Source organism: Sanguibacteroides justesenii (assembly GCF_003204205.1).
Classification (GTDB): domain Bacteria; phylum Bacteroidota; class Bacteroidia; order Bacteroidales; family Marinifilaceae; genus Gabonibacter; species Gabonibacter massiliensis.
In genome coordinates, this window is the sequence record NZ_QJPL01000004.1 from 42340 (window position 1) to 60410 (window position 18071).

Annotated in this window: 9 protein-coding genes; all 9 read right to left on the reverse strand. The window is 42.1% G+C overall.

Annotation, left to right across the window (positions count from 1 at the left end; translation table 11 throughout):
- Window positions 1-44: 44 nt before the first annotated feature.
- The 9 genes from DMB45_RS07245 to DMB45_RS07285 all read right to left on the reverse strand — a co-directional run bounded on the left by DMB45_RS07245 (window position 45) and on the right by DMB45_RS07285 (window position 18063).
- Window positions 45-3464 (reverse strand): golvesin C-terminal-like domain-containing protein, encoded by a 3420-nt coding sequence (locus tag DMB45_RS07245; RefSeq protein ID WP_110688618.1) that lies wholly within the window; start codon window positions 3462-3464, stop codon window positions 45-47.
- A 505-nt stretch (window positions 3465-3969) separates the two neighbouring features.
- Window positions 3970-7374: a carbohydrate-binding protein gene (locus tag DMB45_RS07250; RefSeq protein WP_041501996.1), complete on the reverse strand. Its 3405-nt coding sequence runs from the start codon at window positions 7372-7374 to the stop codon at window positions 3970-3972.
- A 220-nt stretch (window positions 7375-7594) separates the two neighbouring features.
- Window positions 7595-8821, reverse strand: a complete 1227-nt coding sequence (locus DMB45_RS07255) for a glycerophosphodiester phosphodiesterase family protein (RefSeq protein ID WP_052649429.1) — start codon at window positions 8819-8821, stop codon at window positions 7595-7597.
- 306 nt (window positions 8822-9127) lie between these two features.
- Window positions 9128-10399, reverse strand: a complete 1272-nt coding sequence (locus DMB45_RS07260; protein WP_041501997.1) for a thioredoxin family protein — start codon at window positions 10397-10399, stop codon at window positions 9128-9130.
- Window positions 10400-10477: 78 nt separating this feature from the next.
- A complete protein-coding gene (locus DMB45_RS07265; protein WP_041501998.1) occupies window positions 10478-10906 on the reverse strand; it encodes a hypothetical protein in 429 nt (142 codons plus the stop codon).
- A 24-nt stretch (window positions 10907-10930) separates the two neighbouring features.
- On the reverse strand, window positions 10931-11569 hold the full coding sequence (locus DMB45_RS07270; RefSeq protein WP_041501999.1) for a lipoprotein: 639 nt from the start codon (window positions 11567-11569) through the stop codon (window positions 10931-10933).
- Between the two features lie 6 nt (window positions 11570-11575).
- Entirely contained in the window at window positions 11576-13312 is a 1737-nt protein-coding gene (locus DMB45_RS07275; protein ID WP_052649428.1) for a RagB/SusD family nutrient uptake outer membrane protein, read from the reverse strand.
- Between the two features lie 3 nt (window positions 13313-13315).
- Complete coding sequence (locus tag DMB45_RS07280; RefSeq protein WP_236684999.1) at window positions 13316-16822, reverse strand: SusC/RagA family TonB-linked outer membrane protein; 3507 nt, start codon at window positions 16820-16822, stop codon at window positions 13316-13318.
- Window positions 16823-16899: 77 nt separating this feature from the next.
- Window positions 16900-18063, reverse strand: coding sequence for a FecR family protein (locus tag DMB45_RS07285; protein ID WP_052634317.1), 1164 nt, complete (start codon window positions 18061-18063; stop codon window positions 16900-16902).
- Between the last annotated feature and the right edge of the window lie 8 nt (window positions 18064-18071).

Here is an 18071-nt window from a genome sequence, read left to right on the forward strand (position 1 = left end):
TGTATGTATAGTTTAGATGTTTATCCCAAAGTAAAATTCGATATCTATTTTTCTCCTTCATAAACCCATTTCACCGCATCAGCATATATCACCTGATCCGGAGTACCCTTCTTATCCGTCAGAATAACCGACGCCTCTCCGGGAGAAAAGTAAAAACGTCCTAATGATAACCACTCCCGTTGAGCAAAAGGAATTTCCAACTCCACCTCCGACTCGCTTCCGTCATGACGAACAAGATACAACTGCTTTATCGGCGTTTGTTTCTGAATCCCGAAAACAACACCATGGGATGCTTTGATTTGGACCAAAGACAACTGATTGGGAATATAGGCAAAAACTTCATAGTATCCGGCCTTTTCTATCCGCGTAGACCACTCCACTCTGGAACTACCGTCCCCCCCTTCTTTCCTCCAACCACTTCGTATATGTCCCCCGTAAAAACCGTCATGAACGCTAAGGGTCCACTCTTCAGCAAAAGTCACTTTATAAAAATCTTTGTATTTCGTTGTATCGCTCGTTTTAAACCATCTGCGCAATTGATTACCGGAAGGTACGTTTAAAAGACGAAAGCCTCTCGACTCGTTATCGACGATTAATTCTCCCTCTTTCGGGAAAAAACGGGAAAGATCTATATCTTTAATACCCGAGGAGGTTTCCCGTGTTTCCCTACCAGAAACATAAGGAGAAAGAGAAATAACAGAAGGAAGATTCCCGGAAATATTCATATTCAATGAAACTTGCACCAATTGGCCTTTGCACAGAATAATAATCTCTTTAGCCTTCCCGGCCTCTATCAAAACGTTTTGGCTCCGGTTATTCATATCTTCACTGGTATACGTCATCATAGCTGTCCCGGCCTCCATTTTGGGCATTAAGGAATAATTGAGCGAAACTACTCCATCCACATCACTATTATTATATATACTCGCTCGAATACGATAACGCCTCTTGCTATAGTCCGGTTCTTTCATATCCCCTTCAACCGTCTCAATAAAACACTCTCTGATTATATATGAAGGAACCCGATTGACCGTATACCATTCCGGTAATACTTTCAGCCAGTCAATCCCGAAACGTTTAATAAAGTCTTCATTAAAACGGACAAACTCGACCTGTTTGAATTTATGTTCATCAAAATATTGCTTGATAAAATCATTGAATTCTTTCTGATCTATCGTCAACCCAAAATATTGTAGCTGTAAAATAAAAGCTTTTAAGTTAACAATCTGATATAAAACATCGGAAGTAAGTTCGGGATTCCCCAGAGCATCTTTTATACTATGACTCTTCAGATAATGCATTGCTTTCTTATAGGAAGTACTATATGTTGAATAAGCCGTCCCCTGTGATTTTCCCCGCTTTAACTGACCGTTCAATATGGTATTCATAATCGGATATTCTGAAGAATAGATATAAGTTACATAATTGGAGAACAATGGAGAAATATCATATTGATTTCTACTCAACTCGTAGTCAAAACTCATCTTTCTTAGCATAAAACGTCTTTTAAGGGGATTCCCTTCCATTGAACTACCGTATTCGCTCATAAATGTACTTTGGACAAATTGTTTGAACGCCTGACGTTCGCCATCTAACATCGCCCCCATCGTCTTATTCACTTTTTGCATCCAGGCATACCCTTCCAATGTTTTCTTAAAATTCATCCCCCAGAATCCGACACCCCGCTCCGGCAAAAAAGCTATTTCCGGTTGTATTCGCTCACTCCCTCCCCGTTCATTCCGATAATACGAAGCGAAAGAAGAAGGACTTTCTATTACGATAAAACGATGATAGGGATATTTACAATTCATTTTCTCTTCCGTTTTATATTTCAAATCCGACAAAACAGACGCCATCGAATCTTGTATTTCGTTAAAACTGGACATAAAATCATCGTGTCCCTCAGCTATATAAAGCTCAAAAGAAACCGAATCCGCCGTCACCGCATACTTTTTATAAGAACCTATACACAGGGATATTCCGGGCAAACGATATTCATCCTGGAAAATCAATGTATCACCCGAAGTTTCACGCACACCTTGGGACAATACCGTCTTATCTCCCATTCCCACCACGTTCAAGCGATAGTCCGCAAAATTTTTCTGAATATCGTACCCGTTTTTCAGGTTTACCGGAGGAACAGATACCGGATACCAAAGACATTCCGGAGTCAATAAGGTGTAATCTTTTCCCACGAGAGCGTATCTCTTTCCTGAACGAAATATAGAAGAACCCGTCGTACGGGTATCGAAGATATATTTATCATCCACATCCAAATAACATACCGAACCGTCGATTTGTCCCGCGTATTCCAAAGCAAGTAAAAGAGAATCACCGGGAGCAACCCTCTCCTTTATTTCAATTACCTGATTATCCCTTAAATAAGATAACTCCAGACTTCCCTTTGTCAAACGTTTTACCTCCAAACCGGGATTTAAATACAGCACGACCGAATGAACCTCCCTGTCATGTAGATTTACGAGTTTCAAGAAAGCTCGTACCTCTATTCCGTCCCCTTCCTGGCGATAGGTTATCGTTTCCCTATCAAGTGTCAATTTATCACCTGCATGATACCGATCGTAACTCGACCGATAGGCAGAACGTCTCTCTCTCTCCTGATAATTAGAAAAATACAACATAAAACCGCATACAACACTCACGAATACGAACAAAGTCGAAAGACCGTGTTGTATCAATCTGCGCCCCGGACGATTCGGAATTCGTCGTAATAAAGTAACCGAATAGCCTATTAGTCCCATCCCGAGTGATAACCAAACCAAACGCTGCAACAAAACCGATCCAAGATTCGGATAGCCTGTCAGATCCGAAAAAGTATTGGGTATCGTCGAACCTAAAAAGTCATAAAGCCCTCGCTCTCTTTCATTCAGGTAAAAGATCGTCAAAAACACGTACCCCAATAAAAACAATATCGTCAATGCCTTATTACGAACAACACTCGAAACAAAAAAGGTCAATCCCATGATAAACCCTAACGAAGGAAATAAAAAAACAATCCAGTAAAAAAGATAAATAAATCCGTTAAAAGGGGCATCACTGAGAAAAAGGTTGACAATTCCTCCCAACAACATGGATATAAAGGCTAAGCCCATAAATACACGAACAATTCCCCAACTTTTGCCGACGACATAATCGGCATTACTCATAGACCGGGCGTATATAATTTCCATCGTGTCCAATTTACGGTCCCTGTTCAAAAGCTCTCCACCTAAAAATACCACCGTCACGGCCATTGCCATACCAAACAGATATAGGTTCATGTATGGAATATAAGAAGACATAGCTATCAGATTCCACGAAGTCCAAAAATTTAAGTCTCCTTGCACCATGATTTGAAAAGCAATGACACCTACAAGAGAAAGTACAGCCAATATTCTGAACAACCAGGAACGTTTCAATATTTTTGCCTCGTAACGGGCAACCGTGTTAATATTTAGAAGGTTCATAATCGTGCATTATTTTTAGGATTTCACCAAAAATAAGGTTTTAATTATTAATACATTGATAAAGAAAAGTTAATATCTAAAATTACCGACGAATACCACAAAATATCATAATATTATGTTATTCAATTTATTATCAAAAAAAATATAGTTATAATAAAAAAAGAATTATTTCATTTGTTAAATTTAAAGAAATAACATCTACCACATTTCGTTCACCAACTCTTTTTAAAATATCGTCATCTTCCAGTTATTTTCTCATCTGCACTTTCGTAACGCAAGGATCACCATGCCTCTATATCCCTGAGCCAAAAATAAGACTTGTATTTGCGATTTAACAAATTATCACACTCATAAAATGTCTCCGAAATCGAGTTCATAATCATACCTCAACTTTTTCATATATTCGATCCTCTCCATATTTTACGCAATTACAATGTCAACATCCTACCAATATAGATAATACTGGTTTCAATCCAAATAACATTCAAAATTGCGTTAAAATATTTTACCTCTCGGGAACCTCATTTTCTCCGTTAAAAACCCACTTCACGGCATCCGCGTATATAATCTGGTCATCGACACTACCTTGATCCGTCAGCACGACAGAGGCTTCTCCCGATGAGAAATAAAAACGTCCCAAAGAAACCCAGTCCTCCAACGATACGATTGCCGCCGAAACTTCCGTTTCCTGTCCATCATGCCGTACAATGTAATTTTGTTTCAACTCTCTATCCGAAATTGACGAGGGAACAAAAAAACCTCCCGGCAATCTCTTCACTCGTTGCAAACCAACGTATTTTGGTATATGGACTAAAACCTCATAATATCCGGATTTCTCTATTTTCACCGACCATTTTGCTTTAGATGCCCCACCCCCGCAATTTTTCATCCAACCGCTCCTTACCCGTCTCCCGTAGAAACCATAATGTGTCACTAGCGACCACACCCCCGACGCCATCATAACATTATACGTGTCATAAGTATCCGCAAAAGAAACAGGTTTCAACCATCCAGGCGTACGATCTCCCGTCGCTGCCTGCCATATGCTGAACCCTCCCGATTCGTTATCGACAATCCATTCTCCCTCCTGTGGGAAAAAACGGGAGACATCAATATCTCGTACCCCTGGGTTCGCTTCATATGTCACCTTCCCAGAATATTCGATAGGGATTAATGCCGGTATATTCCCAGAAAGAATCGTGTTCAAAAAAACCGATGTAGGCTTGCCTTCCGTTACGATAACTATTTCTTTCGCCTTTTTAGCTTCTATTAAAACGTTTTTCGTATACAACGACATTATTTTACTGTTACTCCCTATTTCCGGCAATTTCGCATAAGTCAATACAACCACCCCCTCCACTTCACTTTCGTTATAGACATTCACGTGGATTCGGTAACGCCGATCCACCGAACTCCTATCTCCCTTTTCTGCAATCTCTTCCACGCATGCATCTTGGACCACGAAAGAGGGTATCTGCTTTACCGTGTACCATTCCGGTAGTACTCTACACCAACTTATCCCGAATCGTTCCGTAAATTCCTTGTCAAACGAGGTAAAATCAATTTTTTGAAATTTATGATCCTCCCAATATTGTCTTATAAACGCATTAAAATCAAAATAAGAGACTGTCAGCCCCAAATAGCTTTCTCTCAAAGCAACAGATTTTAATTTTATAAGTTGATATAAAACATCGGATGTGACTCCCGGATCTCTTAAAGCTTCCTTTAAACTATGACTTTTAAGATAATTCACGGCCAATTGATGTGAACGACTACTGACTTCGAAATTATCTATCCGATCAAATTGCACCGTATCCGCCCCGTTCAACAAATTATTTAATACGGCATCTAAGATCGGGTATTCCCGTGAATACAATTGATTCACATGATTATAAAACAACGGATTAAGAGTAAACGGACTGCCACTTAACGTATAACTACCGTAAGAATAGGGTACGAAAAGTCTCATCAACGGGTTTTTCTCCATAAAACTACCGTATTCTGATATAAATATATGATTTAATAATTGTGTCAATATACTCCTCTCTACATTTTCCATCTTTTCTTCATTCGTTATTTTCCGGTATGTCTGCTTATTTCTCGCCAAATCCATGTTTTTGAAACCGACCCCCCTTTCTGGTAAAAAGATCATCTCGGGTTGTACCTTCCCACCACCTCCCCTCTCGCTTTGGAAATAAGCGGCAAAAGCAACTGGAGTCTCCACAACCATGAAACGTTCATAAGGATACTTTCTATTATTTTTCTTTTCAATTTTATCTCTAAACTCACGTATAATACCGGTCATAGAATCCTTTATCCGATTAAAATGTTCCATAAAATCATCATGTCCCTCCACGACAAATAATTCATAGAAAACAGAGTCCACCTGCATTTGATAACACTTGTAATCGCCGATACACAAAGATATTCCGGACAACCGATGCTCATTCCTAAAAATTAATGTGTCGTTCGACTCGATCCGGTCTCCTTGCGACAAAACCGTGCGATCGGTCTCCCCGACTACCTTCAAACCGTATTTCGTGAAGTTTTTTTCTACCGCATAAACATCGGACGGATTTACCGGGGGAACTGAAACCGGATACCAAATGCACTCCGGAGTGAGTAAAGTATACTCTTTTTCTAATATCGCATATCTCTTACCAGAACGGAAAAGCTCAGAGCCGACATTCCATGTATTCGCCACGTAATTGTCACATAGCTGAAGATAACAAATAGATTCATCTATTCTTCCGGAATATTCTACTTCCAAATCCAATAAACCTTTTCCTTCCACCGCCTCATTAAGCACGATCACTTGATTATCCCTGTAGAAATCAACTCTCTCACCATTTATGCATATCCGGTTAACCCGCAAACCGGGATTCAAGTATAGAAGCACCGGATTCACCGTTTCTTTGTATTCATTTTTTAAACGTAGTCGTGTCTTTACCGTCAGCTGGTCCTCCTCTTGTCGATAAGTAATAACTTGATTACACTGTGTCAATTTACGATTCGAACGGTATTTCTCGTAAGTCGCTCTGTAATCATCCCGGAGAGTGACATATCGATATTGCCGCATGCATAACGAAAAACCGCAAATAAGCCCCAGCACAACAATAAATGTCGACACACCGAGGCCAGCAACACGGCCCGTTCGAATCGGAAGACACTTAAAAAAAACGCCGGAATAACCGATAAACCCCATACCCAAAAACAACCAACTCAAACGTTGTAACATGACACCACCTAAATCCGGATAACCCGAAATATCCGATAACGTGACAGGTACACCTCCTCCTAAAAAATTGAAAAGTCCTTGGTAGTAGTCGTCCGAATAATATAAAGTAATAAAGATATATAACAATAACTCTAAAACAAGTAACGGTTTATCAGAAACCAGACCTGTACATAAAAAAGTAAGACCAATAATAAACACCAGGGAAGGGAACAAAAACACAATCCAGTAAAAAAAATACATCCATCCGTTAAAAGGAGCATTTGTAAAAAAAATGTTTATAATAGCTCCCGATAAAAGGGATAACAAAGATAAAGCCATAAAGACCTGAATCATCCCACAAGCTTTACCGATCACATATTCCGCATTACTCAATGAACGGACACACGTGGTCTCTACCCTATTCCGATCCTTATCCCACTGAATAACAGTAAAAAAAACAACAAGTACAGCCTGAACGATACCGAATAAATAAACATTGAAATAAGGAACATAGGAAGATAATGCGATCGTATTCCATGAAGTCCATTGCATTATATTACTTTGTACCAGTATCTGAAGAATTAGAATCCCGACTAAAGAAAACAAGGCAAATGTCCTGAACAACCAATTACGCCTTACTATTTTTGCTTCATAATGAGCGACTCTTTTGATGTTAAAAAAGTTCATATTCATGCTCTATATTTGTGAATTTGTCAAAAATAACGTTTAAATCACAAATATCACAACAGAATAAAGTTAATATTATTATCCACACGTGATCTCATTTTTAAATGACTAATATTTATTAATCCATTTTCAATTATTACGATTCAATCACGGACATTCTCCATCACGTAAACCTTGAATGTTAGCGTATATAATAACCCACTATCTCCCGAGGGATCGAGTAAGGTCAGTATCCTAAACGCTCAAGAACTTTTTCGGAAGACTCTAACGGCTTATTCTTCTGTCGGTTCTCAAAATTTATATGATCTCTATAAAAAAGAATCGTTTCATCTGTTAAATTGGTGAAAAGTCCATCCACTAAATTTCTTTTGCCTACTCCTTCCAAAACATAGGTGCTCCCCAAATACTTCTTCATCTGTTCTTCCGTGTCAAAAGAGTAAGCATGTATTTGCATCCCCGAGTTAAAAACAAGAGCCGCCATCCACGGTTTTAACAAATCATCGTACCTGTTCGGCTCTCCCCCGATGCTGGGCCCCATGATCACGGCTCCCTGCTCGATTGCGTAATCGACCCACTTCGCATACGTTTCGGGGGCATCATTTTTCATATCATTTTCACCTAACCATAACAGTTGGCAGGTAGGAATCAAGCGGGGAAAAGCCTCCCGCAGTTTTCTCAAGGATTCCCGAGAAAAAGTCTGTAAAATCACCCGTGCCGGGGTATTGGCGATCCCGACCTTCCCTTCCGTTGTCGGAACGGATTTTAATGAATCCCTATCGACGGCATACCATCCCAACCGCTCCAATTCATTTCGCAAATCCCGTTCTATTCCGGGAAACAAGCGAGGTTCTTTGGTCTCCGGATAGATTCCGGGACGATTCCCGTTATCTGCCGGATCTTTCTCGTACTGCATGATAATTTTTCCATTTTCTTTCCGGTAAAGACGCTTCCCGGTCGAATCCCGCAAAATTCGATTCCCCTCCGCAATACGGATTACATCTTCCAAGGTTAAGATATCCAATCCGGAAAAACCTTTTCTTGCCCGTTCCGGACAGGCCTTATTAAACCAGCTCCCCGCATCCAGCGTCAATAACTCCTCTAAGGTAAATTCAGACACCGGAGCATCTTTCCGCTCCGGGAATTTTTCGGCTACATCCGTTGTCCGTTGCAAATCTTCATCGTGCAAGGCTAACAAATACCCGTCTTTTGTCCGTTGTATATCACACTCCAAATAGTCACCTCCCGTATTCCGGGCCCAACGCATGGCTGCCTCCGTCTCTTCCGGGGCCCAATAGGTCGTACCACGATGTGAAATAACAATATCACGGGGCAGATATGCCAATACCTCTTTCTGTTCTTCTGATAAGGAAGTAAAACCTTTCGATGCGGAAGAACAGGAAACAACGGGAGTAAATAAAACAAGCATAACCGATAACATTAGAAATAAATTCATCTTTATCCGAATTTGTTCCAAACAAAGATATTTTATTTTTACGAATCTCACTCACGTCAAGTTCAATCATCGTATAATTTATGATTCAGAACTTACAATCATTATTGTATAATCGAAACATCGAAATAGCACTTTTACCCCGTCCCAAAGTGCTAATAAGAAAGTGCCTTCTCGTAAAGAGAAGACACTAACCAACAAAAACACACCACAACTCTTTTATTGACAAATAATTACAAATTAATCAGATCTCTATTTAAACTAATCTCTTAATCACTAAATCCTTTAATCACAGCATCTCTTCATTCTTTAATCGTCAATCGCCGCCAATTTATTTTTTATAAACGCTTGCATCTGGGGGTTCTTCAATTGAATGGCTAAAAGATAGGCTTGATTGTAACACTCTTTTGCCTTTTCTTTATCTTTCAATATAAGGTAACAATCCCCCATGGTGGTAATCACCTGTCCCTGGTTATCCGGCCCAAGTTTATAACCTAACAATTTTTGTAACCATCGGATACATTGTTCGGCAGCATTTTCGGTAATTCTCCCTTGTGTAGGCCCCATCAGATTCATCACCGTTCCGTAGTATTCGTTCGGACCGGCATCCGCTCCCATCCGCTCCAAAAATGCATTTTTAATTTTCACGTAAGCATCCGGGTCTTTTTTAGCATAAATCTGGTAGAGGGCATCGGCCTCGCTCGTCAATACGTCATATACCGGAATCTTACGAGTTTTTACCAAGTCAAAAACCGATTTCAGATCTCCGTTTACCCGATTGATCTCCTCTTTATACCCCAAATCTCCTTTCATGGCCAGTTCATTGATTAAAGAACTTTCGTAAGTCACGATATAGTTAGCCAAGATCTCCAAGGGGATTACAGCCTTAAACTCCTCCATACGTTTTACGATAAGATTGAAAACGTTATTATTTTTTTCTATCTTCTGATTGTAGGCGGTCATAATCCTGAAATCTTCGGTATTAATCAAATCCGCAGGATCTTTAACTTTTACATAGGAATCAAACAACTTTTCCACCCGACTTTTCCATAACTCGGCCTCTTTTCCTTGCTTCCCCCGTACAAAATCCGGAGCTTCCAACAAAATGGATTGTTGAACGGTCAGATCGCTTTTGTTCTTTTTATACTGTTCCCACAAGGCTTCAAAAACAGGAGCTTCACCCAGGGCCACCTTTGCATCATGCAACAAACGAGCTGCCGGTATCAATCCCATCACCCGTTTTAACTCGTTACCTTCTTTATCCAGAAAAACCATAGTCGGCATCCCCGTGATCTTGTATTTTTTAGCCAACTCTTTCTCTTTATCCACATCTATTTTACAGGAAACGAAACGGGTATTGAAATAATCACCCAATTTCTTATCCGGGAACACCTCGGCCGACAATTGCTTACACGGGCCGCACCAGGTTGCCATAAAATCGACAAAAATGGCCTTATTTTCTTTCTGGGCCTTTATTAAAGCGGCATCCAAGCCTCCATCTATAAATTCAATACCTTGCCCGAAGGTTGATACGGCCAGAAAAACAACTACCGCCGTCAAATAACATCTTATCCATTTCATTCTTTTGTTTTTTTGCGTATATGATGCTGTCCGTCAATTTTGCAAACAGCATCATACAGATTGTTAGTATTCAAAATATTAAGGCTCGACGACAAAGGTAAAGGCGTTATTTACTACCTGAGTATAACCGGGATTGGTTAACCGTACGGAAACCACGTAACGCCCCGGAACAGCATCATTATCGATAGGAAATAGCATCGTACCGGCTCCCCGGATCGACAAATTTTCTTTAAAATAACGAATAGCTTCCTCTCCAGCGGTCGAAGTCACATTCTCGATCGAAAAAACGATCAACTCGGTACCTTCGTACCCTTGCATAGCCAAACTAACCCAAGGAGCCCGACTTTCAATACGAATAGAATCCAATTTCGGGTCCAATGTTTTGCGGATCACCATGGTATCCGGAAGATATCCGGCATCTTCCGTTAGAAGGTAGCCGATCGTTTTCTGGTGACAACTGCATGTCAGGAGCAACAAGGCACTCCCTATGATTAACTTCATCCTCATATCTCTTTTCCATTTAAATTAAAATTACATATCTCCTAAAGTAAAACCGTAATATAGAGAGTGCACCACGCAATGATCCGGTTCTATATTGCTGGAGGCTATAAAAATACGTTTCCAACTGTAAATCGTGAATCCCTGTATCTGCTTCGCTCCTTTTTCCGGCAAACCGCCATACGTACCGCGGATCGTAAACAACCATACGGTCTGGCCGCTTAGCGTCGTGTAATCATCTCCTCCGGTTCCCACTCCTATAGGTTCTCCCCGCTCCGTGGGGCGTCCCGCCGGAATATCGTCCAAATAGATCTTTCCTTTAAGTAAATGCTTCAATAACACGTCTTCACACCATTGCGGATCCAAATCGGATACCTGCTTATACCCGTTTTGTATTAAATACCGGCGAATGGAGTGATTGGTCGGACCTAAAAAAGTGATCTCCGGAAACTCCGGGTCTTTTCCTTCGAAAATACGAACCATACGAGGTCCTGCACGACGAACTAAAAGTACCGTGGAATCCCAATCATAAGCATTCGCTTCCATGTACTCCAACAGGCTTCCGTTAAAACGCCCGTTACTCAATCCCGTGTCGATATAGTTGTCTTTCAGGCAGGAAGCCATCAATACAACGACACTTATTAATCCTAATAAACGATATATTTTTTTCATAATTTATTATTGTATCAATTTATTCCAGTACGTATTCTGTCGCATCAAATTATTGTTCACGAAAGCTCCGCCAAACACGGGATAATAAAGTGCGCCGTCTTTCAACTCTTCATCCGTCAACCTTCTATACGCTCCCGATAACTCCCGTCGCACGTAATCCCAACCGTTTCGTACCGCATCATAATAGCGATGATCCTCAAAAATCAGCTCTTTTTCCCGCTCTTTGAAAACAGCATATTGTAAATCTCCTTCCGCAACCGAATAGTCGTGATTTCGATTTCCGTATGCCCGTTCCCGTATCCGGTTCAAATCTTCGGCCCCACCGGCTTTTCCCTGCCGAGCCTTACATTCAGCCCTTAACAATATGATATCGGCCAATCTCCAGATTACCTTATTCATATCCAACCCGCTGAATACCGGTTCGGCCTCATAATCATTCTGTTTGTAATAGGGAGTACGAAATTTATTTACGAATGCCTTTTCGATCATTCTGTTGTCATACAATCGAATGATATCGGACGGCAAGGTATCCACGGAAGAGGTATCGTTCGGTATCGAATCCTGGGGCCAATCCGTTGAATCTTGCGAACCGCCAGTCGTATCCGAAGCCCGGGCAAGCACCCGGTATTTTCCCCCTAATGAAGCTAAATTAATTTTAAAGAAAGGCCTTTCGTTTAGATATTCTTCCCCCGAATAATGTGCTTCGATTTTGCCGTCAACACGTTTCAAATAAATCGTATCGGCATCCAATGCCCAAAACCAACTATCACGGCGTAAATCTTCCCAATCATACATATCGTTCACGGTCGTTTTAAAAATTTCCGCATAAAAAACCCAATTCGGTTCAGTCTCCCGATCCAAACGAACCGGCCAGCCGACATACTGCGTACCGAAATAGGGAGCACGGTTGATTTCTTCCTGTACGGAACGGAATATCTCAAAAATACTCTCTTTGCTGTCACGATACATCGTTTTCTCCGCCACGAGTTCGGGATTCGACTCCAAATCATAAAAACCAACCTTTCCGTCAATGATCATGGAACAGTACTCTTCCGCTTTTTTCCAATATTCCGGTTCGTTTAAAACTCCCGCCCGCCAGGCACAAATATGAGCCAATAAAGCGGCGACAGCTCCCTTCGATCCGTATTGTTTCAAAGTACGGGAATTTCCGGCATAATCCTTCAACTCTTCAAAAATCGGCAAATCCATGGCTTTCAATGCTAACTCTTCGGCTTCCTTCAGTACCTCCGCAACCGAACTTTTAGCCAACGGGGTATATTTTTCTCCCCTGATAATAGGCACCTCACCCCAATCCCGTGCCAGAAAAAAATAACAGAGTGCTTTCGCAAAATAGCATTGTAACAAATAAGGTTTTAATTTATCTTGCGAAAACGGGAAACGATGCGCGTTATTCAGTATTAAATCCGCCTTATCGATCGCGTAGTAAAAAGAAGTCCATACAGAATTTTTATAAGTATCCGGACGCAAATTCAAAGCATTGTAATAATCCGAGAAACTGGTAGTATCCATAATTGCTCCCGCAACCGCATGAAATCCGGGACCACCTAACAAACAGGTTCTTACCTGATCCATCAGGGCATTTAACAAAAATTCCGCATCCTGTTCCGAATCAAAATAATTGTTGAAGGTGACGGAATTTTCCGGTCTCACGTCTAACATCCCCGTGCACCCCCAACAGCAAGAGAGCACGATCAATCCGATCCCTATGTATTTTTTCATCATGTATTAAAAATTAAGCGTTAAACCTAAAGTCCATTTACGAGGCAAAGGATAAGCCATCCCGCCATCCAATCCGCTATAAACATCCACCACTTCCGGATTTCCCCCGGAGTAATTACTCCAGTAAAACAGATTTTCGCCGGTAGCAAAAAAGCGGGCCCCGGAAAAACCGATCTTTTCCATCACCTTTTTAGGCATATTATATCCTATGGTCAACTGCTTTAAGCTAAGCAAATTCACCCGCTCTATTTTAGAACGTACCTGGGGATAATACGGACGACCTATCGCCGGCATATCCGTTTGATCACCTTCTTTTTGCCAGAAGGTCAGTTTCCTTACATCCGCAAACACGGGGCCATCCGTACCCGACAAAGAAGCATTTCGCATGTTAATCATTTTCCGTCCCAAAGAGTAATTAAATAGAATATTCAGATCGAAATCTTTATAGGTTAACTCGTTTACCCATCCTCCATATACTAAAGGCAAAGCCGATCCCAAATAATACATATCCTTCGGCTGTATATCGTAATCTCCGCTCGCATCCGATATCCGTTGGGTTCCGAGTAAACCGCTGACACCCGTGAAAGCTCCGACGCCACCTAAAAACAATTTATTTCCTTTGATGTCTGTATAAACGGGCACCTCTCCCTCGTTTTGGTAATATCCCGTATCGTTAAAAGCATAAATAGATCCCAAGGGACGTCCGATTACAAAACCGTTATATCCTCCCCCGATATCTTTACCGGTATAAGTCTTTTCCAAACGACTCCAATCTCTGGAAACATTCAGCTTCATACGCCATCCCAATTTACTGGATCGCAAAATATGCGCCAACAACTCCAATTCGATTCCCTCGTTGGAGACTTCCATCGCATTCTCATCCCGATCTTCCGCACCCCACAAAGTTCCGGGAAGTCTCACCTTGTACAATAGGGAGCTGGTATATTTAAAATAGTAATCCATCTTTACGCTCAACCTATAATCAAACATGTCCAAATCCAAGCCGATGTTATATTGACTGGATTTTTCCCAAGTCAAATTAGGACTGACGGGCTTACTTTGAATTACGGAAGGATTACCGTTAAAAGAAGCACCTGCCACAAATAAACCGTAAGCCATATACTCACTCGTGAATATTTGTCCGGAAGTCCCGTAACTGCCGCGCAGTTTCCCCCAGTTTAACCAATAGGCCCACCGCATAAAAGGTTCTTCCGAAAAGGCCCATCCCAGAGCAAAAGAGGGGAAATTGGCCCAACGGTGATTCTCTCCGAAAGTGGAAGATCCGTCCCGACGAAAACCGATCTCGACCAAGTAACGTTGTTTGTAATTATACCCTAAACGTCCGAAATAACTGACCATGGTCTTTTCCCTGAAATCCGAATTATAGGAAGTCGTTGCTCTCCAATCGGGATTTGTTTCGGTTCCGTAATTGAATATAGGATTATAAGGAGGTGAATAATAATAGATCTTATCACTAGGCCCCCGCTTCCCAAAACCGGCGATCAGAAATTGTTGCTCTTTGTTTACGTTCAATCCTATTAAAAGATCGAAATTATGAGCCTCGTTGATGCTCTCTCTCCAATGCAGCAACTCTTCCGTTTCCAACCGAACCGCTCTCCCGATCGAGCCATCCGACATGTTCTCTTTCTCATCCGGATTCAGCACGGAAGGTTTAAACTGATTTTTATTTCCCTGGGCATAATCCACGCTTCCGGAAGCCGACAAGGTTATCCCTTTCCAAGCGTTATACTGTACCGACATGCTGGCCATAGCCCGGTAATCATCTGTTCTGTCTCTCTGGAGATTGATATTTTTCAACAGTTCATCCTCCGCCAACCCATCGTTCGGAAGAGTCGTACTCTGTTTCGACGGATCTACGGTAATTCCCTCGTACCTTCTCGTTCCTCCCATCCCGTCATCCCTGCTGATACTACGATCCACGTAGGAAAGCATCACCCGGGCATCCACCCGTATTTTTTTCGTCGGTTGGGTTTGCAGATTGATCAACATGTTGGCCCGCGAATAGTCGGAATTCAGCATGATTCCTTTTTCGTCGTACCATCCGGCCCCGATCATATACTGAAACCGTTCCGATCCGCCGGAAACCTGTAAATTGGCATTGACTACTTTTGCAGTACGGAAAATATGTTTCCACCAATTGGTCGAATTATTATAAAACGGATTCAAACTATCCTGCAATACGGGGTTACCCAAAAGATCCGGTCTACCGTCTACCCACCATCCGTCATAAGTTCCTCCGCTTAAATACACCGATTCGTAAGAAGAAGGATAGTACGTCAATTGTTTATTCCAATCATAACCGGTTGCCAGCCTATTTCTCATTACCTGATTACGAAACCATCGCTCCATACGACCGCCTATCTGTAACGGATACTCCTGTACCTGAGAAACAGAATAAGAGATATTCGCCGCAAATTTGGTCGTACCGGCCTTCCCTTTTTTAGTCGTGATCAAGATGACCCCATTACCGGCCCGGGAACCATAGATAGAGGCGGCAGCAGCATCTTTCAACACCTCCACGGATTCAATCATGGCCGGATCCAAATCGGCCAACGTATTCGTTCCCGTAACGGGTGAAACAAAGGAGTGCATCGGGACCCCATCGACGACCCACAAAGGTTGTCCGTCACTGGCCCCGTCGACCAACAAAGAATTAAATCCCCGCACGGCAATAACCGAAGCACTGCCCGGTGCTCCAGATTGTTGAATGATATTGACTCCCGCCAAACGTCCTTGCAACATATTCACGATACTGGCCGTCGGCAATTCTTTCATCTCCTCAGCCTTCACGGAAGAGATCGCCCCTATGACCTCCCTTTTGTTCTGCGTTCCGTAAGCCCGAACCACCACTTCTTCCAAGGCTGCCACATCCTCTTCCATAACAACGCGAAGCGTATCGGTTTTTTCAGTGAAATCGACTTTCTGTTTCTTATAACCGATAAAAGAGAACTCCAACGTTCCTTTCAAAACGGGTAAGGTGATGGCAAACCACCCCTTCGTATCCGTCGACGTTCCCAAACTCGTACCGAGGAGTCTTACCGTCACTCCCGGCAAAAATTCCTCCTTTTTATCCCGTACCCACCCCCGGATCGTAACCGACTTTTTTTCATCTTTCACAACAGCCTTGATAACAAACACTCCTTCAATTTGCTCGTAACCGAAGGCCGTACCCGACAAAACCCGTCGCAACGCATCTTCAACAGGTACATCTTTCAAAACGATATCCTTACAGGTAACTCCGCGAAGACCGCTCACGTTATAGAGAATCCTTACTCCCGTTTGATCCTTAATCCGGGTCAATACTTCGATCAACGTGGAAGACTTTACATCGAGGGTTACGGTCTCGTGTTGGGAATAGACGGCAGCCGATGTCGAAATCGTCAACCATACCATCAGAATAAGACTCATTTTCATCACTAAAATTGTTTTTTTCCATTTAGCCGGCAATTTCCATCGGTCCGGTAAATTTTTTTTCATAAATTTGTCATTCATGTTACATGTTTTTAAGATATGTAATAAAGGAGGATGCGAAACAAAGTTGGTAGCTTGGGATTCGTATCCTCTGTTTTTTATTTTTTCCCGACCTTTATCCTATTTCCGACCCATTCGAAACGCACGTTCGCTCCGGCCTCGAAAAACCGAAAAAAGGTTTCGATGCGACTGTATTTATCCAAATTTCCACTAAACACCAGCTGTTTTAATTGCTCATCCTCAAACACGATGTCGACATCATACCAGCGAGACAAGGTTTTCACTATCTCCTCCAAAGTTTCATTTTCAAAAGAGAGCAAATTCTGCCTCCACGACACATAGTTTTGAACCTTCACTTTACGAATGTCCGCTACACTTTCTCCCTCCCTATAACTCAACTGTTCGGCAGGAACAAGCTTTACCTCCCCGATCCGTTCGCTTGAAAAAGAGATGGCACCCTCGACCAAGGTAGCGGCAATCCGGTGCTCTTCCCCGTAACACTTCAAATTGAACCGAGTCCCATACACTCGCACCTCCCCGATACCCGTTTTCACGATAAATGGTGAAGTCGAATCGGAAACCACTTCGAAAAAAGCCTCTCCTGTTAACTCAACCACCCGCTGATTCCCGGTAAAAACGACAGGATAGCGAAGACGGGTATCCGCATTCATCCATACCTGTGTTCCATCAACCAAGGTAACATAATACTCTCCTCCCCGGGGAACATACAAGCTATTATAAGAATGGGCATCTATTTCCGTCAAACGAGGGATTTCCCCGTAAACGACCCCTGTCGAATCAACGACGACGGAGACCCCTCCTTTTTCATTGAATTGATAAAAACTCTTACCCAACTCTACGCAATCCCCTCCGGACAGAGTTAAAACGGCCTTTCTCTCCCCAGGTTTTACCGGAGAATAGAACCGCTGTTCCGCCCGTCTCAACGCTGACCTCTTTTTTTCGGGCACGGAAACCAACGCCAGTACACCTAAAACAATAAAACAAGCAGCAGCAACACTTCCGACAATTACGCGTTTCATATACCTTTTTTTCGACCTGACTTTTAAATTACGACAGGCTTTCCTGTAATCATACCGTTGTCTTGCCGCGTATTCTCTTTCAAAAAATTTCCGAACCTTCAAATGTTCCGCAACATCCCGAACATTATCAGGATAGTTTTCCTCTGCTTTATGCTCTCTCAATCGGTCTATCAAGCAACCGACGATTCGTATAGAGTTGGCATGTATATCTTCCCATTTCATCTCAAAAT

What these genes read in the sequence shown, in the direction of transcription:
- DMB45_RS07245 (WP_110688618.1), bottom strand. Translation starts at nt 3,464, where the DNA reads ATGAACCTTCTAAATATTAACACGGTTGCCCGTTACGAGGCAAAAATA.
- DMB45_RS07250 (WP_041501996.1), bottom strand. Translation starts at nt 7,374, where the DNA reads ATGAATATGAACTTTTTTAACATCAAAAGAGTCGCTCATTATGAAGCA.
- DMB45_RS07255 (WP_052649429.1), bottom strand. Translation starts at nt 8,821, where the DNA reads ATGAATTTATTTCTAATGTTATCGGTTATGCTTGTTTTATTTACTCCC.
- DMB45_RS07260 (WP_041501997.1), bottom strand. Translation starts at nt 10,399, where the DNA reads ATGAAATGGATAAGATGTTATTTGACGGCGGTAGTTGTTTTTCTGGCC.
- DMB45_RS07265 (WP_041501998.1), bottom strand. Translation starts at nt 10,906, where the DNA reads ATGAGGATGAAGTTAATCATAGGGAGTGCCTTGTTGCTCCTGACATGC.
- DMB45_RS07270 (WP_041501999.1), bottom strand. Translation starts at nt 11,569, where the DNA reads ATGAAAAAAATATATCGTTTATTAGGATTAATAAGTGTCGTTGTATTG.
- DMB45_RS07275 (WP_052649428.1), bottom strand. Translation starts at nt 13,312, where the DNA reads ATGATGAAAAAATACATAGGGATCGGATTGATCGTGCTCTCTTGCTGT.
- DMB45_RS07280 (WP_236684999.1), bottom strand. Translation starts at nt 16,822, where the DNA reads ATGAATGACAAATTTATGAAAAAAAATTTACCGGACCGATGGAAATTG.
- DMB45_RS07285 (WP_052634317.1), bottom strand. Translation starts at nt 18,063, where the DNA reads ATGAAATGGGAAGATATACATGCCAACTCTATACGAATCGTCGGTTGC.